General features: G+C 64.5%; 18 protein-coding genes. 12 read left to right on the forward strand and 6 right to left on the reverse strand.

Annotation, left to right across the window (positions count from 1 at the left end):
• The first annotated feature begins 36 nt into the window (after positions 1-36).
• Both PCLY_RS13325 and PCLY_RS13330 read left to right on the forward strand, forming a co-directional pair.
• Positions 37-384: a NirD/YgiW/YdeI family stress tolerance protein gene (locus tag PCLY_RS13325; RefSeq protein WP_061240131.1), complete on the forward strand. Its 348-nt coding sequence runs from the start codon at positions 37-39 to the stop codon at positions 382-384.
• Positions 385-455: 71 nt separating this feature from the next.
• Entirely contained in the window at positions 456-1,370 is a 915-nt protein-coding gene (locus PCLY_RS13330; protein WP_061240246.1) for an SdiA-regulated domain-containing protein, read from the forward strand.
• Here PCLY_RS13330 and PCLY_RS13335 read toward each other — a convergent pair.
• Together PCLY_RS13335 and cadR are read right to left on the reverse strand one after the other, a co-directional pair.
• The gene (locus PCLY_RS13335; RefSeq protein ID WP_061240132.1) at positions 1,367-1,702 is read right to left on the reverse strand and encodes a YegP family protein; all 336 of its coding nucleotides are present in this window, start codon (positions 1,700-1,702) and stop codon (positions 1,367-1,369) included. The two genes, PCLY_RS13330 and PCLY_RS13335, sit on opposite strands and share 4 nt — an antisense overlap.
• 60 nt (positions 1,703-1,762) lie before the next feature.
• A complete protein-coding gene (gene cadR / locus PCLY_RS13340; RefSeq protein ID WP_061240133.1) occupies positions 1,763-2,215 on the reverse strand; it encodes a Cd(II)/Pb(II)-responsive transcriptional regulator in 453 nt (150 codons plus the stop codon).
• Between the two features lie 81 nt (positions 2,216-2,296).
• Between cadR and PCLY_RS13345 the strand changes: the two genes are divergently transcribed.
• Both PCLY_RS13345 and PCLY_RS13350 read left to right on the forward strand, forming a co-directional pair.
• Entirely contained in the window at positions 2,297-4,516 is a 2,220-nt protein-coding gene (locus tag PCLY_RS13345) for a heavy metal translocating P-type ATPase (RefSeq protein WP_061240134.1), read from the forward strand.
• A gap of 11 nt (positions 4,517-4,527) precedes the next feature.
• The gene (locus PCLY_RS13350; RefSeq protein WP_061240135.1) at positions 4,528-4,863 is read left to right on the forward strand and encodes a DUF3703 domain-containing protein; all 336 of its coding nucleotides are present in this window, start codon (positions 4,528-4,530) and stop codon (positions 4,861-4,863) included.
• Between the two features lie 162 nt (positions 4,864-5,025).
• Here the strand turns inward: PCLY_RS13350 and rpiA are convergent, their stop codons facing one another.
• Positions 5,026-5,697 (reverse strand): ribose-5-phosphate isomerase RpiA, encoded by a 672-nt coding sequence (rpiA, locus tag PCLY_RS13355; protein WP_061240136.1) that lies wholly within the window; start codon positions 5,695-5,697, stop codon positions 5,026-5,028.
• A gap of 159 nt (positions 5,698-5,856) precedes the next feature.
• On the opposite strand from rpiA, the gene ilvA reads away from it, so the two are divergent.
• Both ilvA and PCLY_RS13365 read left to right on the forward strand, forming a co-directional pair.
• Positions 5,857-7,371 (forward strand): threonine ammonia-lyase, biosynthetic, encoded by a 1,515-nt coding sequence (gene ilvA / locus PCLY_RS13360; RefSeq protein WP_061240137.1) that lies wholly within the window; start codon positions 5,857-5,859, stop codon positions 7,369-7,371.
• Between the two features lie 14 nt (positions 7,372-7,385).
• Positions 7,386-7,826: a DUF2269 family protein gene (locus PCLY_RS13365; RefSeq protein WP_061240138.1), complete on the forward strand. Its 441-nt coding sequence runs from the start codon at positions 7,386-7,388 to the stop codon at positions 7,824-7,826.
• A 119-nt stretch (positions 7,827-7,945) separates the two neighbouring features.
• On the opposite strand, the gene PCLY_RS13370 is transcribed toward PCLY_RS13365, so the two are convergent.
• Positions 7,946-8,599: a histidinol-phosphatase gene (locus PCLY_RS13370; protein ID WP_061240139.1), complete on the reverse strand. Its 654-nt coding sequence runs from the start codon at positions 8,597-8,599 to the stop codon at positions 7,946-7,948.
• Between the two features lie 144 nt (positions 8,600-8,743).
• Between PCLY_RS13370 and PCLY_RS13375 the strand changes: the two genes are divergently transcribed.
• Positions 8,744-9,223, forward strand: coding sequence for an RNA pyrophosphohydrolase (locus PCLY_RS13375; RefSeq protein ID WP_061240140.1), 480 nt, complete (start codon positions 8,744-8,746; stop codon positions 9,221-9,223).
• 18 nt (positions 9,224-9,241) lie between these two features.
• Positions 9,242-11,521: a phosphoenolpyruvate--protein phosphotransferase gene (ptsP, locus tag PCLY_RS13380; protein WP_061240141.1), complete on the forward strand. Its 2,280-nt coding sequence runs from the start codon at positions 9,242-9,244 to the stop codon at positions 11,519-11,521.
• A 78-nt stretch (positions 11,522-11,599) separates the two neighbouring features.
• On the opposite strand, the gene PCLY_RS13385 is transcribed toward ptsP, so the two are convergent.
• Entirely contained in the window at positions 11,600-12,343 is a 744-nt protein-coding gene (locus PCLY_RS13385; protein ID WP_061240142.1) for an NRDE family protein, read from the reverse strand.
• A 129-nt stretch (positions 12,344-12,472) separates the two neighbouring features.
• Here PCLY_RS13385 and PCLY_RS13390 point away from each other — a divergent pair, with 129 nt between their 5' ends.
• From PCLY_RS13390 to PCLY_RS13405, 4 genes are all read left to right on the forward strand, one after another.
• Positions 12,473-13,255 (forward strand): sulfite exporter TauE/SafE family protein, encoded by a 783-nt coding sequence (locus tag PCLY_RS13390; protein WP_061240143.1) that lies wholly within the window; start codon positions 12,473-12,475, stop codon positions 13,253-13,255.
• Positions 13,256-13,265: 10 nt separating this feature from the next.
• Positions 13,266-14,069 carry a prolipoprotein diacylglyceryl transferase gene (gene lgt, locus PCLY_RS13395; protein ID WP_061240144.1) on the forward strand — a complete coding sequence of 268 codons (804 nt, stop codon included), beginning with the start codon at positions 13,266-13,268 and terminating at the stop codon, positions 14,067-14,069.
• Complete coding sequence (locus tag PCLY_RS13400; protein ID WP_061240145.1) at positions 14,066-14,860, forward strand: thymidylate synthase; 795 nt, start codon at positions 14,066-14,068, stop codon at positions 14,858-14,860. The genes lgt and PCLY_RS13400 overlap by 4 nt, the downstream gene beginning before the upstream one ends.
• A 76-nt stretch (positions 14,861-14,936) precedes the next feature.
• Positions 14,937-15,998 (forward strand): transporter substrate-binding domain-containing protein, encoded by a 1,062-nt coding sequence (locus PCLY_RS13405; protein WP_269451538.1) that lies wholly within the window; start codon positions 14,937-14,939, stop codon positions 15,996-15,998.
• Positions 15,999-16,177: 179 nt separating this feature from the next.
• Here PCLY_RS13405 and PCLY_RS13410 read toward each other — a convergent pair whose 3' ends face one another.
• Positions 16,178-17,560 (reverse strand): GTPase/DUF3482 domain-containing protein, encoded by a 1,383-nt coding sequence (locus tag PCLY_RS13410; RefSeq protein WP_061240146.1) that lies wholly within the window; start codon positions 17,558-17,560, stop codon positions 16,178-16,180.
• Positions 17,561-17,618: the final 58 nt, after the last annotated feature.

Consider the following 17,618-nt stretch of genomic DNA (forward strand, 5'->3'; position numbering starts at 1 on the left):
CTGACCCCGTCACTTACGAACAACGAGGTTCACAGCATGAAACGTACCGCTCTCGCTCTGATGGTTCTGCCGCTGCTCAGCACTGCTGCTTTCGCCACCGGTTATACCGGCCCGGGCGCAACCCCGCAGGTCACTACCGTATCTGCCGCGCTGCAGGCCGCCGATGACACCAACGTCGTACTGGAAGGCCAGATCGTCAAGCGCCTGCAGGACGAACTCTATGAGTTCAAGGACGCCACCGGCACCATCCATGTCGAGATCGACGACGAAGACTGGCCGGCGCAGAAAGTCTCGGAGAACGCCAAGGTGCGTCTGACCGGTGAGGTCGACAAGGACATGAACAGCCATGAGGTCGATGTTGATCGCGTTGAACTGATCAACTGATCGAAATAAATCGCCCGCCCGCCACGTCTAGCCCGTGGCGGGCTTTTCTGTGGCAGTCAGAGAATTTCATGATGCGTCGTCTGCTCTCCATCAACCCCTGGCTTTACCTGCTGTTATTCGTGCTGTTGGTGGGTGCTGTGCTGGGCCAGCAGTATCGGCTGTTCGAGCGCGTCTGGTTTTCCGTGCAGGAGTGGCAGCACGGTGCACAGTGGCGCGAGCAGTCAATGTGGCTGGGCGACTATCGCGTGGTGATCGAGGCCAAGCCGATTGCAGACATTCGTGACGTGTCTGCACTGACCTACGATCCTGATCGCCGCAGCCTGTTCAGCGTGACCAACAAGCCGGCCAAGGTGATCGAGATGAGCCTGGACGGTGAACTCAAGCGCACTATCGAACTACAGGGTTTTGGTGATCCCGAGGCCATCGAATACGTGGCGCCTGGCGTCTACGTGATTGCCGACGAGCGCGAGCAGCGCCTGGTCAAAGTGCGCATCGACGACGTCACGCGGGTGATCGATGCCGCCGACTTCCAGCAGCTGTCCCTGGGGATAGGGCGCAATGGCAACAAGGGATTCGAGGGGCTGGCCTACGATGCGCAGAATCAACGTCTGCTGGTAGCCAAGGAGCGCGACCCGGTGCGCATCTTCGAGGTGCTGGGTTTTCCCCATGTTGACGAGAGCAAGCCGCTGGCGCTGCAGGTCAATACCGACCCGAAGCGCGATGCGCGACTATTCGTGCGCGATCTCTCCAGTCTGGATTTCGATGCGGCGAGTGGGCATCTGCTGGCGCTGTCGGACGAGTCGCGCCTAGTGATCGAACTGGACACCGACGGCAAGCCGATCAGCACCCTGTCTCTGCTACGTGGCCAGCATGGCCTGCAGCGCAGTGTGCCGCAGGCCGAAGGCGTGGCCACGGATGGTGAGGGCAACCTGTACCTGATCAGTGAGCCGAACCTGTTCTATCTGTTCAGGAAGCAGGTCGACTAGCCCGTCTGGTCGTCCGTTTGCGCATCGGGCGCATTCTTCTGCACTGACTCGATACCGCTCTTGCAACTGGCGGCGCTGGCATACATCTGGCTCTGCCCGACTACCTGGCCGTTGCTGGCCTTGAGCAGGAAGTAGTGTTTGTCGTTGCTCGAGGTCTTGGTCTCGAAGGCGCCCTCACGCTGGGCGTTCTTCTTCACCGACTCGATGCCGTTAAGCGCCGAATCCTTGGCCTTGTACATCTCGCTGCTGAGGATGACCTGGCCGTTGGTGGCCAGCAGGTTGAAATGGAACTGGCCGTCTTTGGCCTTCTTCAGCTCGAACTTACCTGGCATTTTCGTTTCTCCCTGAGCGCCCGGCGGTATGCCGGAGCGGTGCCCTGCAAGCGTAGTCCATCAATGCGAATGGCTCTTGCCGACGTGGGTATGGCCGTCGTCCGGTAGCGCTTGCACGCCGCCGCTGACATTGAGTTGGCGCAGGATGCCGCAGTCTTCCGCCTCCTGCGGCCCGTTGCAGCGGTCGCGCAACTCGGTGAGCTGATCCCGTAGCGCCAGCAGGCTGTTGATGCGTGCCTCGACGTGCTCGATGTGCTCGTCCACCAGGCTGTTGATGCCGGCGCAGCTCTCCTGAGGCAGGTCGCGCAGGGCCAGCAGGCGCTGAATTTCCTCCAGGGTCATGTCCAGCGTGCGGCAGTTGCGGATGAATACCAGGCGTTCCAGGTGGCTCTGGCCGTAGACGCGGTAGTTGCCCTCGGTACGTGCCGGCTCTGGCAACAGGCCTTCGCGCTCGTAATAACGGATGGTCTCGACCTGGCAGCTCGCCTTTTTCGCCAGTTCTCCAATCTTCATGATCGTTCTCCGACAGGGTGCTTGACCCTATAGTGACTTCAGGGTGTGTACTGCGCAACATCACCTTCAGGGAGGTTTCCCATGAGCCGTTGCTGCGACCACTCGCACGAACAAGCACCTGCCCGGCACGATCATGCCCACGACCACGCCGGGCATGATCACGCCAGCGCAGCCACTCAGGCGGTGGACGAGCCGCTGACCGGCCCGCTTACCACGCGCATCCATATCGAACAGATGGATTGCCCGACCGAGGAGCGCCTGATTCGCGACGCGCTCGGCAGGCTGCCGGCGGTAGCCGGGTTGCAGTTCAACCTGCTGCAGCGTGTGCTCACCGTCAGCCACGCTGAAGATGGACTGGCGCAGGTGCTGGCGGCGATTCGCGCCCTGGGTTTCACGCCGAAACTGGAGGCCGCAGGCACCATCGAGCAGCCGGCGCCGCCTGTGCGCAAACCCTGGTGGCCGCTGGCGCTGGCCGGGGTGATGGCGACGGCGTCGGAGGTGGTGCATTTCGCCACGCTCGGCCCGGGCTGGCTGGTGGCGCTGCTGGCCGTTGCGGCCATTGGTCTGTGCGGGCTGAACACCTACAAGAAGGGCTGGATTGCCCTGAAGAACCGCAATCTCAATATCAATGCGCTGATGAGCATCGCCGTGACCGGCGCCGTGCTGATCGGCCAGTGGCCGGAGGCGGCGATGGTGATGGTGCTGTTCACCCTCGCCGAGCTGATCGAGGCGCGCTCGCTGGATCGCGCGCGCAACGCCATCCGTGGCCTGATGGACCTGGCGCCGTCGCGGGCCACGGTCAGGCAGGCAGACGGAGGTTGGCAGGAAGTCGACGTCCAGGCCATCGGCCTCGGCGCCGTGGTGCGCGTTCGCCCCGGTGAGCGCATCAGCCTGGATGGCGAGGTGGTCGGCGGCAGTTCGACGGTCAACCAGGCGCCGATCACCGGAGAAAGCCTGCCGGTGGAAAAACGTACGGGCGACCTGGTTTTTGCCGGCACCATCAACGAAGCCGGTTCGCTGGAGTTTCGCGTCACGGCGGCGGCGCGCGACACCACTCTGGCGCGCATCATCCATGCGGTGGAGGAGGCGCAAGGTTCGCGCGCCCCGACTCAGCGCTTCGTCGACCAGTTCTCGCGCATCTACACCCCGGCGGTGTTCGCCTTCGCCCTGGTGGTGGCGGTATTGCCGCCGCTGGTCATGGGCGGCGCCTGGTTCGACTGGATCTACCGCGCCCTGGTGTTGCTGGTGGTGGCCTGCCCCTGCGCGCTGGTGATTTCCACCCCGGTGACCATCGTCAGCGGCCTGGCGGCGGCGGCGCGCAAGGGCATCCTGATCAAGGGCGGCGTCTATCTGGAGAACGGCCGGCACCTGGCCCAGCTGGCGCTGGACAAGACCGGCACCCTGACCCACGGCAAGCCGGTACAGACCGACAGTGTTCACCTGCTGGAAACGGGCGAGCCGATCCATGCCACCTGGGCAGCGAGTCTGGCCGCGCGTTCCGATCACCCGGTTTCCCGGGCGCTGGCTCTGCACGCCGCAGAGCAGGGGCAGGGGCTGCATGAGGTCGAGGACTTCGAGGCGCTGCCAGGTCGCGGCACCCAGGGGCGGATCGACGGCAAGTTGCTCTATATCGGTAACCACCGCCTGGTCGAGGACCTCGGGCTCTGCTCGGCGCAACTGGAGCAGCGTCTCGCGGCGTTGGAGCGCCAGGGCAAGAGCGTGGTGGTGCTGTGCGACGAGCAGCGCGCGCTGATGCTCTTCGCCGTGGCCGATACGGTGCGCCAGACCAGCCGCGAGGCGGTCGCCGAACTCCATGAGCTGGGCGTGCGCACCTGCATGCTCACCGGGGACAACGCTCACACCGCTGCGGCCATCGCCGAGCAGGTCGGTGTCGATGAGGCGCGCGGCGACCTGCTGCCGGCGGACAAGCTGGCCTGGGTCGAGGCGCGCCAGGCGCAGGGCAAGGTGGTCGGCATGGTCGGTGATGGCATCAACGATGCGCCGGCGCTGGCCAGGGCCGAGATCGGTTTCGCCATGGGCGCCGCCGGAACGGATACCGCCATCGAGACGGCGGATGTCGCCCTGATGGACGACGATCTTCGCAAGATTCCCGCATTCGTCCGTCTGTCACGGCAGACTCACGCGATTCTGCTGCAGAACATCGTGCTGGCGCTGGGCATCAAGGCGATATTCCTGGGCATGACCCTGGCAGGCGAGGCGACCATGTGGATGGCGGTGTTCGCTGACATGGGCGTGAGCCTTATGGTGGTGTTCAACGGCCTGCGCCTGCTGCGCAAGTGAGGGTGTTCGCCATGCACGTGGAACTGAGAAAGGCCATCGACGAAGCGTTCGCCCAGGCGGTGCAGGCCCTTGGCGAGCGCCGTGGCGCCGAGGCACTGGCCTGGCTGGAGCGCGCCCACATCCTCACCCAGCGTCGCCCATGGCTGCATGCGCGTTCACATTGCCTGATGCTGCGTGCCGGCTGGCAGCTCGGGGATGTGCGCGAGGTGGCGGGGCAGGTGCCGCGCATCCTCGCGGCACTGCTGTTCTCGCGCATCTGGGTGCCGCTCGGCAATAGCGGGCGGGCGCGGGTCAGTGCCTTCAAGCCGATGCCGATGAGCGAGGAGCTGCGCCGCCTGTTGGAGTAGGTGTGGACAAGCGCACCTGGCGTTTCCGGTGTGCGTGGCGAATCGCAGGAGACTCTGATTGCATTCGGGCTACCGACTGCGCAAATCAGGGTGGGTGGAGCAAAGAACGCTGTGGGAGGGGCTTCAGCCGCGACAATCGCCGCTGAAACGCCTCCCACCGATTTAGCGCTTGAGTTCTTTCACACCTTCGGCGGTGCCGAGCAGCAGCAGGTCGGCCGGGCGGGCGGCGAACAGGCCGTTGGTGACCACGCCGACGATGGCGTTGATATCCGCCTCCAGCTTCACCGGGTCGACGATCGACATGTTGTGCACGTCGAGGATGATGTTGCCGTTATCGGTCAGCACGCCTTCGCGGTACACCGGGTCGCCGCCCAGTTTCACCAGCTCGCGGGCCACGTGGCTGCGCGCCATGGGGATGACTTCCACCGGCAGCGGGAATTCGCCCAGCACCGGCACCAGCTTGCTGGCGTCGGCGATGCAGATGAAGGTCTTGGCCACCGCCGCGACGATCTTCTCGCGGGTCAGCGCGGCGCCGCCGCCCTTGATCAGGTTCAGGTGCTCGTCGCTTTCGTCGGCGCCGTCGACGTAGAACTCCAGATCGCTGACGGCGTTGAGGTCGTACACCGGAATGCCATGGCCTTTCAGACGGGCGGCGGTGGCTTCGGAGCTGGCCACGGCACCATCGAATTCCATCTTGTGCTGGGCCAGCGCGTCGATGAAGAAATTGGCGGTGGAGCCGGTACCGACGCCGACGATGCTCTTGCTGTCGAGGCGCGGGAGAATGTGGTCGACGGCGGCCTGGGCCACGGCCTGTTTCAGCTGATCCTGGTTCATCGCGGGGGAATGCCTGGGAAGGTGAGGGAATAAAGCGCGAATTATAGCCGCAAGTGGCGTTCTGGCGGGCTGAATCCCGTGCGTTTCGTATGGTCGCCCGGCGCGGCGCTGGGGTAGACTCGGCAGTCCCCTCCAAGCCCGAACGCCTGCGAAATCGCCATGCTCGAACAGTACGTGAAGAAAATCCTCACCTCGCGCGTCTACGACGTCGCGGTGGAAACCCCGCTGCAACCCGCCCGTCAGCTCAGCGAGCGACTGGGCAACCAGATTCTGCTCAAGCGCGAGGATCTGCAGCCGGTGTACTCGTTCAAGATTCGCGGCGCTTATAACAAGCTGGCGCAGCTCTCACCCGAGGAACTGGCGCGCGGCGTGGTGACGGCCTCGGCCGGCAACCATGCGCAGGGCCTGGCCCTGGCGGCCAAGCACCTGGGGGTGAAGGCGACCATCGTCATGCCACGCACCACGCCGGAGCTGAAGGTACAGGGCGTGCGTTCGCGCGGCGGCAAGGCCGTGCTGCATGGCGACGCCTTCCCCGAGGCGCTGGCGCATTCGCTGAAACTGGTGGAGGAGAAGGGCTACACCTACATCCATCCGTATGACGATCCGCTGGTGATCGCCGGGCAAGGCACGGTGGCCATGGAAGTGCTGCGTCAGCATCAGGGGCGCATCGACGCCATCTTCGTGCCGGTCGGTGGCGGCGGCCTGATCGCCGGTATCGCCGCCTACGTGAAGTACCTGCGCCCGGAGATCAAGGTGATCGGTGTCGAACCGGACGACTCCAACTGCCTGCAGCAGGCGCTGGCGGCCGGCGAGCGCGTGGTACTGCCGACTGTCGGGCTGTTCGCCGATGGCGTGGCGGTGGCGCAGATCGGCCAGCACACCTTCGACATCTGCAAGCATCACGTCGACGAGGTGATCACCGTCAGCACCGATGAAATCTGTGCGGCGATCAAGGACATCTACGACGACACCCGCTCGATCACCGAGCCGGCCGGCGCGCTGGCCGTGGCCGGGATCAAGAAGTACGTCGAGCGCCAGGGCGTCACCGGCGAGGTGCTGGTGGGCATCGACTCTGGTGCCAACGTCAATTTCGACCGCCTGCGCCACGTCGCCGAGCGCGCCGAACTGGGCGAGAAGCGCGAGGCCATCATCGCCGTGACCATTCCTGAGCAGCCGGGCAGCTTCAAGGCCTTCTGCGAGGCTGTGGGCAAACGCCAGATCACCGAGTTCAACTACCGCTATCACACCGGCAGCGAGGCGCACATCTTCGTCGGCGTGCAGACCCACCCGGAGAACGACCCGCGCCAGGCGCTGGTCGAGGGCCTGCGCGCGCAGGGCTTCCCGGTGCTGGATCTGACTGACAACGAGCTGGCCAAACTGCATACCCGTCATATGGTCGGTGGTCATGCTGCCGGCGTCGGCGACGAGGTGGTGCTGCGTTTCGAGTTCCCCGAGCGGCCGGGGGCGCTGTTCAACTTCCTGCAGAAACTGGGCGGGCGCTGGAATATCTCGATGTTCCACTATCGCAACCATGGCGCCGCCGATGGTCGCGTGCTGGCCGCGCTGCAGGTGCCGAGCGATGAGCGCCATCTGGTGCCGGCGGCGCTGGACGCCATTGGTTATCCCTACTGGGATGAAAGCGAAAACCCGGCATACCGCCTGTTTCTGGGCTGAACAAGGACTCCGTGATGGAACACTATCTGCTGGTTCGTATTCTTCACAGCGCCCCGGGCGTGTTGCTGCTGCTCGGGCTGATCGCCCATGGCGTCATGCTGTTCAAGGCGCAACGCAGTGGTGATGGCGCGGTGCTGGCGCGCAAGCTGCGCGTGACCCTGCTGTTCAGCTTGCCGGCATTCGCGGTGCTGGCGCTGAGCCTGCCGATCACGGGGTACTGGCTGGTGGATTCCTTGGGTTGGCCGCTGGGGCAGACCTGGCTGCTGCTGGGCAGCATTCTTTATGGCGTGATGATGTTGCTCGGCCTGCTGCTTGCCGGGCGCCTGGCGGTCTGGCGGGCGCTGGGCGATACGCCGGCTCCGCTGGCACTGAAACGCCTGTGCCTGATCTATGCCGGGCTGATTCTGCTGCTGTTGATCGCCATCATGGCGCTGATGGGCGCCAAGCCCGCTTGAGCATAGTGTCATGGCTGGCTGTAGGAGCGGCTTCAGCCGCGATGGCCGCTTAAAAGGCTTCGCGGCTGAAGCGGAATGCCGCCCAGCCGCTCCTACAACTGCGTGTTCAGGGCTTCATCTCAACGCAGCGAAATAACCGGCCAGCCGCGCTCGATGGCGGTGGCGCGCAGTACATCGTCCGGGTCCACTGCCACCGGGTTGGCCACGGCTTCCAGTAGCGGCAGATCGTTGCGCGAGTCGCTATAGAAGTAGGCGTCGTCCAGGGTGTACCCAGTCTCGTCCAGCCACTCGTTCAGACGCGTCACCTTGCCGCCCTGGTAGCAGGGTGTGCCGCTTATCTGCCCGGTATAGCGGCCGTCCTGCATGCCGCACTCGGTGGCGATCAGCGTTTTCACGCCCAGGCGCTCGGCGATGGGCGCGGTGACGAAGCGGTTGGTGGCGGTGATGATCACCAGCTTGTCGCCCGCCGCGCGGTGTTCGGCCAGCAGTGCCTCGCCCTTGGCCAGGATGATCGGCTCGATTACTTCGGCCATGAACTCGCGGTGCCATTGCGCCAGCTGCGCCATGTCGCTGCGGCCGAGAATGGCCTGGCTGAAATTCTGATAGGCCACCACGTCCAGCTTGCCGGCGCAGTAGTCGGCGTAGAAGGCGTCGTTGCGCGCCAGATACTCGGCCGCATCGACCAGGCCGCGCTGGCAGACGAATTCGCCCCAACTGTGGTCGCTGTCGCCGGCCAGCAGGGTGTTGTCGAGATCGAAAAGGGCCAAGCGCACGGTTCTGTACCTGTTCTGCAAAAGGGGGAGGGGCGCCAGAATAGCCGCTTTGATGGGGCTTTCAAACTGCGCCTAAACCCGCGTTGCTGCTGTCGCCGGCTTTGTGGAACAATGCCGGAACTTGCGTGTACGAGGTTGCTTGCCGTGATCGATTCTGATGGTTTCCGCCCGAATGTCGGCATCATCCTGACCAATGATGACGGCCAGGTGCTCTGGGCCAGGCGTATCAACCAGGATGCTTGGCAGTTTCCCCAGGGTGGCATCAATGATCGTGAATCGCCGGAAGAGGCGCTTTACCGTGAACTGAATGAAGAGGTTGGGCTCGAAGAGCAGGATGTGAAGATCCTTGCCTGCACTCGGGGCTGGTTGCGTTATCGTTTGCCGCAACGTCTGGTGCGTACGCATAGCCAGCCGCTGTGCATCGGGCAGAAGCAGAAGTGGTTTCTGCTGCGTCTGACCGGAGCAGAAGACCGCGTACGCATGGACCTGACCGGCAAGCCGGAGTTCGATGGCTGGCGCTGGGTCAGCTACTGGTACCCGCTGGGTCAGGTCGTCACATTCAAGCGCGAGGTCTATCGCCGCGCGCTCAAGGAACTCGCCCCGCGCCTTTTAGTGCGCGACTGATACGGACCCCAATCGAGCATGCTCAATACGCTGCGCAAGATCGTCCAGGAAGTAAACGCCGCCAAGGATCTCAAGGCGGCGCTGTCGATCATTGTGCAGCGGGTCAAGGAAGCCATGGGCAGCCAGGTCTGCTCGGTCTACCTGCTTGATCCGGAGTCCAACCGTTTTGTGCTGATGGCCACCGACGGCCTCAACAAGCGCTCCATCGGCAAGGTCAGCATGGCCCCCAGCGAAGGTCTGGTCGGTCTGGTCGGCAGCCGCGAAGAGCCGCTGAACCTCGAAGACGCCGCCAGTCATCCCCGCTACCGCTACTTTGCCGAGACCGGCGAGGAGCGCTACGCCTCCTTCCTCGGTGCGCCGATCATCCACCACCGTCGGGTGATGGGCGTTCTGGTCGTGCAGCAGAAGGAGCGCCGCCAGTTCGACGAGGGCGAGGAAGCCTTCCTGGTCACCATGAGCGCGCAGCTCGCCGGTGTCATTGCCCATGCCGAGGCCACCGGTTCGATCCGGGGCCTGGGGCGCCAGGGCAAGGGTGTACAGGAGGCCAAGTTCGTCGGCGTGCCGGGTGCGCCGGGGGCAGCGCTCGGTACCGCTGTCGTGGTGCTGCCCCCGGCCGATCTCAATGTAGTTCCAGACCGTAGCGTCGACGACATCGCCGCTGAGCTGGAACTGTTCGACAAGGCGCTTGGCTGGGTGCGCGAGGACATGCAGGAGCTGTCCGAGAAGCTCGCCACCCAACTGCGCAAGGAAGAGCGCGCGCTGTTCGACGTTTACCTGATGATGCTCGAGGATGCCGCGCTGGGTAACGAGGTGCGCAAGGTCATCCGCACCGGCCAGTGGGCGCAGGGCGCCTTGCGTCAGGTGGTGCTCGACCACGTCAACCGCTTCGAGCTGATGGACGATGCCTATCTGCGTGAGCGCGCCTCCGACGTGCGCGACCTCGGGCGCCGGCTGCTCGCCTACCTGCAGGAAGAGCGCAAGATCTCCCTGGTCTACCCGGACAACACCATTCTGGTCAGCGAGGAGCTGTCGCCGGCGATGCTCGGCGAGGTGCCGGAAGGCAAACTCCTCGGTCTGATTTCGGTCACCGGCTCGGGTAACTCCCATGTGGCGATCTTCGCGCGTGCCATGGGCATTCCCACGGTCATGGGTGTGGTCGATCTGCCGTACTCGAAGATCGACGGCATCAAGCTGATCGTCGATGGCTACCACGGTGAAGTCTTCACCAACCCCAGCGAGCTGCTGAGCAAGCAGTACGCCGAGGTTGTCGAGGAGGAGCGCCAGCTCACCGAAGGGCTCGATGCATTGCGCGCCCTGCCGTGCGAGACGCTCGACGGCCACCGCATGCCGCTGTGGGTCAACACCGGTTTGCTGGCTGACGTGGCGCGCGCCCAGCAGCGCGGCGCCGAGGGTGTCGGTCTGTACCGCACCGAAGTGCCGTTCATGATCAACGAGCGCTTCCCCAGCGAGAAGGAGCAGCTCGCCACCTACCGCGAGCAACTGCAGGCCTTCCATCCGCTACCGGTGACCATGCGCACCCTGGATATCGGTGGTGACAAGTCGCTGTCCTACTTCCCGATCAAGGAAGAGAACCCCTTCCTTGGCTGGCGCGGCATCCGCGTGACCCTGGACCACCCGGAGATCTTCCTGGTGCAGACCCGCGCCATGCTCAAGGCCAGCGAGGGGCTGAACAACCTGCGTATCCTGCTGCCGATGATTTCCGGCATGCAGGAGCTGGAAGAGGCGCTGCACTTGATCCACCGCGCCTGGGGTGAGGTGCGTGATGAGGGCACAGACGTGCCGCTGCCGCCCATCGGCGTAATGATCGAGATTCCTGCCGCCGTTTATCAGACCCGCGAACTGGCGCGCCAGGTCGATTTCCTTTCGGTCGGCTCCAACGACCTGACCCAGTATCTGCTGGCGGTCGACCGCAACAATCCGCGCGTGGCCGATCTCTACGACTTCCTCCATCCGGCTGTGCTGCAGGCGCTGCAGAAGGTGGTCAACGACGCGCATCTCGAAGGCAAGCCGGTGAGCATCTGCGGCGAGATGGCGGGTGATCCGGCAGCGGCCGTGTTGCTGCTGGCGATGGGCTTCGATTCGTTGTCGATGAACGCCACCAACCTGCCCAAGGTGAAATGGCTGCTGCGCCAGGTAACCCAGAGCAAGGCCAGGGAAGTGCTCGGCCAGGTGCTGACCATGGACAACCCGCACCTGATCTACAGCACCCTGCACCTGGCGCTGCGTAACCTGGGCCTCGGTCGGGTCATCAATCCGGCGTCCAATATCCAGGCCTGAAACGCGCCTGTAAAAACGCTGCGTAGCGCGGATGTGGTCCGGCAATAGCGGGGTTCGTTGCCCCGATTGGCATCCGCACTAGCCGCGTAACGCGACTTCGCCGAGCGAGGCACCCTGTGGCCCGAAGCTGCGCTCGGTGATGCTCCAGCCCCCATCCCTGCCAAGATTGAGCACCGTGCTGGCGCGAGTGCCGTAGGCCTCGCTCGCGATAAAGACGCTCGATAGCAGGCGCTCCGTCGCCAGGCCCACACCGGTATCCGGCAACAGGTGATCGGCCGGCTGGCTATGGTCGCTCAGTAGCGCCAGCAGCTCCTCATCCTTGCCATCGAGGCGATCGCTCAGGGCCTCTCTGGCGCGCAGCAGCTTCGGCCAGGGCGTGTCGAGGTTGGCGTTGGACATCCCGTAGACGCCGCTCTCCAGCTGTCGAGGCCGTCCTTCCTGAGAGTTGAAATGCCAGAGCTGCTGGCGGTCGCCGACCAGCAGGTTGAAGCCGGCATGCTCAGCAGCGTCGCGCATGACCCTGTCGAGATAGGCCGCTGGCGACTCCTGGCCCAGCAGATAATCAGCCGTCAGCGCACCGCGTGAGCGGGGGGCGGCTTTCTGCCTGGGATCGCGGATATTGGTCAGCGCGGCGAAGCGGCCTTGTCCGGTAACGCCGAGCCAGGTTCCGCCAGCCTGCAGATCACGCCCGGCGAACACGTCCGGCGCATCCGGCCATTGACCCAGCGCTGCGCTGGGACGCGCGTAGAACTCGTCGCGATTGGCGGCCAGGCGCAGCACCGTTGCTTGTTCGGGCTGCCAGGCGAAGACGATCAGGCACATGCGTGTTCCTCCGGTGGCGGAGTCTGGCAGGCTAGCGAGCTGAGCTCGGGCCGGCAACCGTTCCGTCGATCCGTATGCCGTTGAGTGGGCATTTCCGCTACCATGCCGCTTTGTTTTTTGGGGGTGTTGATGGAACTGCTGCTCTACCTGGTACTGGGCTCGGCCGCCGGTGTGCTGGCAGGCCTGTTCGGTGTGGGCGGCGGTCTGATCATCGTTCCGGTTCTGGTGTTGAGCTTCACCTCGCAGGGTATGCCCGCGGAGATTCTCACTCACCTGGCGGTCGGCACCTCGCTGGCGACCATCGTCTTCACCTCGATCAACTCGCTGCTCGAACATCATCGTAAGGGCGCGGTGCGCTGGCCGCTGTTTCGTTGGCTGACGCTGGGCATCCTGCTCGGGGCTGCGCTGGGGGGCATGACGGCGGCGCTGATTCAGGGGCCATTGCTGCAGAAGATCATCGGTACCTTCGCCATCATCATTGCTGCACAGTTGGCGCTGGACCTGAAACCCAAGGCAAGCCGCGGTGTCCCAGGCAAGCCGACATTGACCGTAGCCGGCGCCGTGATCGGCTGGGCTTCGTCGATTTTCGGGATTGGCGGTGGCTCGCTGACCGTGCCGTTTCTGGTCTGGCGCAGCGTGCCGATCCAGCAGGCGGTGGCGACCTCGGCGGCCTGCGGCTTGCCGATTGCCATCGCCGGTGCCCTGAGTTTCATGTACACCGGCTGGGAGAATCCGAATCTGCCGCAATGGAGCGTCGGTTTCGTGTACCTCCCGGCGTTGCTGGGGATCGCCCTGACCAGCATGTTCTTTGCCCGTTTTGGTGCGCGCCTGGCCCATCGCCTGTCGCCACTGTTGCTCAAGCGTCTGTTCGCCCTGCTGCTGCTGAGCGTGGGCCTGAGTTTTTTCATTTAAGGAGTCCTGGATGCTGCCTTATCCGCAGATCGACCCGGTGGCGATCGCCCTCGGCCCCCTGAAGATTCATTGGTACGGCCTGATGTACCTGGTCGGTATCGGTGGTGCCTGGCTGCTGGCCTCGCGCCGGCTGGAGCGTTTCGATGCGACCTGGACCAAGGACAAGCTGTCCGACCTGGTGTTTTGGGTGGCCATGGGGGTGATTCTCGGCGGGCGCCTGGGTTATGTGTTGTTCTACGATCTGCCGGCGTACATCGCCGAACCGGCGAAGATTCTGCGGGTTTGGGAGGGCGGCATGTCCTTCCACGGCGGCCTGATCGGGGTGATGCTGGCGACCTGGTGGTTTGGCAAACGCAACGGCAAGAGCTTCTTCGAGCTGATGGACTTCATCGCACCGCTGGTGCCGATCGGTCTGGGTGCCGGGCGTATCGGCAACTTCATCAATGCCGAGCTGTGGGGCAAGGCCAGTGACGTGCCCTGGGCGATGATCTTCCCCACTGATCCTCAGCAACTGGCGCGTCATCCCTCGCAGCTGTACCAGTTCGCCCTGGAAGGCGTGGCGCTGTTCACCATCCTCTGGTTCTACTCGCGCAAGCCGCGGCCGACCATGGCCGTGTCCGGACTGTTCGCCATCTGTTACGCGATTTTCCGCATCATCGTGGAGTTCGTCCGGGTGCCGGATGCTCAGATTGGCTACATCGCCTGGGGCTGGCTGACTCAAGGGCAGCTACTGTGCGTGCCGATGATCATCGGCGGCGCTGCGCTCATGGTCTTTGCCTACAAGCGTGAAGCCGCGCAGGGAGTTGCTCGATGAAACAGTACCTCGACCTGATGCGCCACGTGCGCGAGCACGGCACCTTCAAGGAAGACCGCACCGGCACTGGCACCTACAGCGTGTTCGGCTACCAGATGCGCTTCGACCTGGCCGAGGGTTTTCCCATCGTCACCACCAAGAAATGCCACCTGCGCTCGATCATCCATGAGCTGCTGTGGTTCCTCCAGGGCGACACCAACATCAAGTACCTCAAGGACAATGGCGTCAGTATCTGGGACGAGTGGGCCGACGAGAACGGCAACCTCGGTCCGGTGTATGGCTACCAGTGGCGCAGCTGGCCTGCGCCCAATGGTGAGTCCATCGACCAGATCGCCAAGCTGATCGAGATGATCAGAAAGAACCCGGATTCGCGCCGCCTGATCGTTTCGGCGTGGAACCCGGCACTGGTCGAACAGATGGCCCTGCCGCCATGTCACGCGCTGTTCCAGTTCTACGTCGCCGACGGCAAGCTCAGCTGCCAGCTGTATCAGCGCTCGGCGGACATCTTCCTGGGCGTGCCCTTCAACATCGCCAGCTATGCACTGCTGACGCTGATGGTGGCGCAGGTCTGCGGCCTGCAGCCGGGCGAGTTCATCTGGACCGGCGGCGACTGCCACCTGTACGCCAACCATATCGAGCAGACCGACCTGCAGCTGACGCGCGCGCCGCTGCCGCTGCCGACGATGAAGCTCAACCCCGAGGTGAAGGACCTGCTGGCCTTCACGTTCGAGGACTTCGAACTGGTGGGCTACGAAGCCCATCCGCATATCAAGGCGCCGGTCGCGGTCTGAGGTTCTGCCCGAACAAAACCGCAGGCAGGGGCAATTTGCTACCCTTTTCCCTCAACGAGTGAAAAGGGAGTCCCCCGTGAGCCGAATCGCACTGGCCCTGCTGCTGGTTTGCAGTTGTTTGACGAGTCGTGCCGAGACCTCGCCGCTGCGGGTCGGCATCACCGAAGTGCCGCCGTTCGTGATCAAGCATGAGGACGGCAGCTGGAGCGGCATCAGCATCGACCTGTGGAATGCCATCGCCGAGAAGAACGGCTATGCCTTCCAGTACGAGTCGATGCCCTTCGAGCGCCTGCTCGACAGCCTCGAGCAGAGCAAGGTCGACGTCGTGGTCGGGGCGATGACCATGACCCCCGAGCGCGAGGCGCGCTTCGACTTCACCCATCCGTTCTACTTCACCGGCCTCGCCATCGCGGTGCCGGCTACCGCCTCGGCGGGCTGGTGGACGACCTTCAAACGGCTATTCTCCTGGCGTTTCATCAGCGTGGTGCTGGGCCTGGCCGCGGTGCTGATGCTGGTCGGGGCCTTGATCTGGTTCTTCGAGCGACGGCGCAACCGCGAGCAGTTTCCTGAGGAGCCGGTGCGCGGCCTGGGTGATGGCTTCTGGTGGGCCGCGGTGACCATGACCACCGTTGGCTACGGCGACAAGTCACCGGTGACGCTGGGCGGACGGCTGGTCGCGGTGGTGTGGATGTTCGCCGCACTGATCATGGTCTCGACCTTCACCGCAGCGATGACCACGGCCCTGACCGTGAGCAATCTGCAAGGCAGCATCCAGGGGCCGAAGGATCTGCAGGGCGCCAATGTCGCCAGCGTGCAGCACACGGCCAGCTCGCGCTGGCTGCAGGAGCAACGCATTCGCCAGAGCGACTACCCGAATCTGACCAAGGCCTTGCAGGCGGTGCAGCAGGGTGAAGCCGATGCCATCGTCTATGACAAGCCGATTCTGCAATACCGCAATCGCGAGCTGGTCGGCGCGCGCCTGCAGGTCCTGTCAGGCACTTTCGAGAACCAGAGCTACGGCTTTCTGGTGCGCAGTGGCAGCCCGCTGCGTGAGCCGATCAGCCGGGCGGTACTGGGCATCATGGATGATCCGCAATGGCCGCGAACGGTGAACGAATACCTGGGTGAGGCGCTCTGAGGCGTCGTTTGCGGATTGGCCTCCAGCGGGCGTCCGCCAGTCGTGCGCTTTCAGTCTGCCGAGAATGCTGGCGCCGGGTTTGCTGTCGATCATCGCCAGAGAGAGCTGATCGGTTACGCGCATTGGCATGCACGCCGGTTATCGCTGCCTTAGGCATTGGCGCAGAACAGCACGCATCGTCATGCCTGCTGTGCCTGGGCCAGCTCTGTCAGCAAGCGTTGCGCCTGCTCCTGGCGCTCGGCCTCTTCCAGGCGCGCGCCTGGGTTCAGTGACGACCATTGCGGGTGAGCGCGCGCCACGTTCAGCGGGGCGGGCAGTTTGCCCTGGCGCCACAGGGTCTCCTGCGGTGCGTTGAGGGTAATGGCGTCCATCGCCGCGTGGCCGCGCACGTCCAGCGCGGCCAGCAGTTGCTGCTGACGCAGGGCGAGCAGGCGCAGCACGGCGTCGTCGACGGTCAGCTCGCGTTGGCCTTTCAATTTTCCCTTCAGCCGTTCCCCGTAATTGCGCAGGGTCTGCGCACTGCCGCCGATCACCGCGCCCAGCGCGGCAGCGGCGCCGAGGGTGATGCCGCCTACCAGCAGATCGACGCCGATGCCAGTGGCGGCGCCGGCGGCCATGCCACCGCCGACCTTGATGCCGAGTTGCTTGAGGGTTTCCGGGTTGAACAGGTCGTCGCCCCAGCGGCCATTGAGCAGCGGCAGATCGGCGGCCTTGGCATCGCTGCTGCGGAAAGCGTAAAGGCGCAGCAGGGCTTCGACACAGCGTTGTTCGCGCTGGCGAATCGCGTCGCGCAATTCGGCGATGGCGCCCTGTTCCAGCACGGCCTGGGCCGCGACGCTACGGCGGCAGGCGGCGCAGTCGATCAACAGCTCGGCGATCAGGCGGTTGCCTGCCTGGCGCCGGGCCAGGCGTTGCGCTTCGTGATCCTCGATCAGGCGTTGCAGTTGCGGGCGTGAGCGCTCCAGCAGCAGGGCCAGGCTCTCATACAGGCGTCGTTCGCCGTCTGCAGGTGGCGCCACGCTATCGAAGGCCACCAGGGCGTGCAGGCCGAGGCGCGCCAGGGCTTCGCGCCATTCGGCTTGGCGATGGCTGGCGCTGGCGACGAAGTTGAGCACCGGCAGCAGAGGTCGGCCGCACATGTTGAGCACGGCAAGCTCGTCGCGGTACTTGGCCAGCACCGGCTCGCGCACGTCGATCACATACAGCCCGGCGTCACAGGCTGTGAGCTGGCGCAGTACCTTGGCTTCCTGCTCGTAGCGCTGGCGTGCTTCGCTGCCTTCGAGAAAGCGTGCCAGGCGTGCCGGCCCGTCGAGGCGCTCGCCGGGGCGGTCGAGACGTTCCAGGTAGTCGAGCAGGGCAATGGCGTCTTCCAGGCCTGGGGTGTCGTACAGCTCCAGTAGCGCCTGGCCGTCCACCGACAGGCGCGCACCTTCGACGTGGCGGGTGGTGCTGGCACGCGGCGAAACTTCGCCGAAGTCGATGTCGCGGGTCAGGGTGCGCAGCAGCGAGGTCTTGCCGACGTTGGTGTGGCCGACCAGGGCCAGTTTCAGTGGTGGGCTCATGAGGCAGACCCCGACAGGGTGTTCCCGGATTGCATCCGGGCTACGGGCTGAAGCTCCC

The organism is Ectopseudomonas composti, from assembly GCF_001567565.1.
Classification (GTDB): Bacteria; Pseudomonadota; Gammaproteobacteria; order Pseudomonadales; family Pseudomonadaceae; genus Aquipseudomonas; species Aquipseudomonas composti_A.

What these genes read in the sequence shown, in the direction of transcription:
- ptsP (WP_061240141.1), top strand. Translation starts at nt 9,242, where the DNA reads ATGCTCAATACGCTGCGCAAGATCGTCCAGGAAGTAAACGCCGCCAAG.
- PCLY_RS13335 (WP_061240132.1), bottom strand. Translation starts at nt 1,702, where the DNA reads ATGCCAGGTAAGTTCGAGCTGAAGAAGGCCAAAGACGGCCAGTTCCAT.
- PCLY_RS13325 (WP_061240131.1), top strand. Translation starts at nt 37, where the DNA reads ATGAAACGTACCGCTCTCGCTCTGATGGTTCTGCCGCTGCTCAGCACT.
- PCLY_RS13365 (WP_061240138.1), top strand. Translation starts at nt 7,386, where the DNA reads ATGGAACACTATCTGCTGGTTCGTATTCTTCACAGCGCCCCGGGCGTG.
- rpiA (WP_061240136.1), bottom strand. Translation starts at nt 5,697, where the DNA reads ATGAACCAGGATCAGCTGAAACAGGCCGTGGCCCAGGCCGCCGTCGAC.
- PCLY_RS13345 (WP_061240134.1), top strand. Translation starts at nt 2,297, where the DNA reads ATGAGCCGTTGCTGCGACCACTCGCACGAACAAGCACCTGCCCGGCAC.
- PCLY_RS13400 (WP_061240145.1), top strand. Translation starts at nt 14,066, where the DNA reads ATGAAACAGTACCTCGACCTGATGCGCCACGTGCGCGAGCACGGCACC.
- PCLY_RS13330 (WP_061240246.1), top strand. Translation starts at nt 456, where the DNA reads ATGCGTCGTCTGCTCTCCATCAACCCCTGGCTTTACCTGCTGTTATTC.
- lgt (WP_061240144.1), top strand. Translation starts at nt 13,266, where the DNA reads ATGCTGCCTTATCCGCAGATCGACCCGGTGGCGATCGCCCTCGGCCCC.
- PCLY_RS13410 (WP_061240146.1), bottom strand. Translation starts at nt 17,560, where the DNA reads ATGAGCCCACCACTGAAACTGGCCCTGGTCGGCCACACCAACGTCGGC.
- PCLY_RS13350 (WP_061240135.1), top strand. Translation starts at nt 4,528, where the DNA reads ATGCACGTGGAACTGAGAAAGGCCATCGACGAAGCGTTCGCCCAGGCG.
- PCLY_RS13385 (WP_061240142.1), bottom strand. Translation starts at nt 12,343, where the DNA reads ATGTGCCTGATCGTCTTCGCCTGGCAGCCCGAACAAGCAACGGTGCTG.
- cadR (WP_061240133.1), bottom strand. Translation starts at nt 2,215, where the DNA reads ATGAAGATTGGAGAACTGGCGAAAAAGGCGAGCTGCCAGGTCGAGACC.
- PCLY_RS13390 (WP_061240143.1), top strand. Translation starts at nt 12,473, where the DNA reads ATGGAACTGCTGCTCTACCTGGTACTGGGCTCGGCCGCCGGTGTGCTG.
- ilvA (WP_061240137.1), top strand. Translation starts at nt 5,857, where the DNA reads ATGCTCGAACAGTACGTGAAGAAAATCCTCACCTCGCGCGTCTACGAC.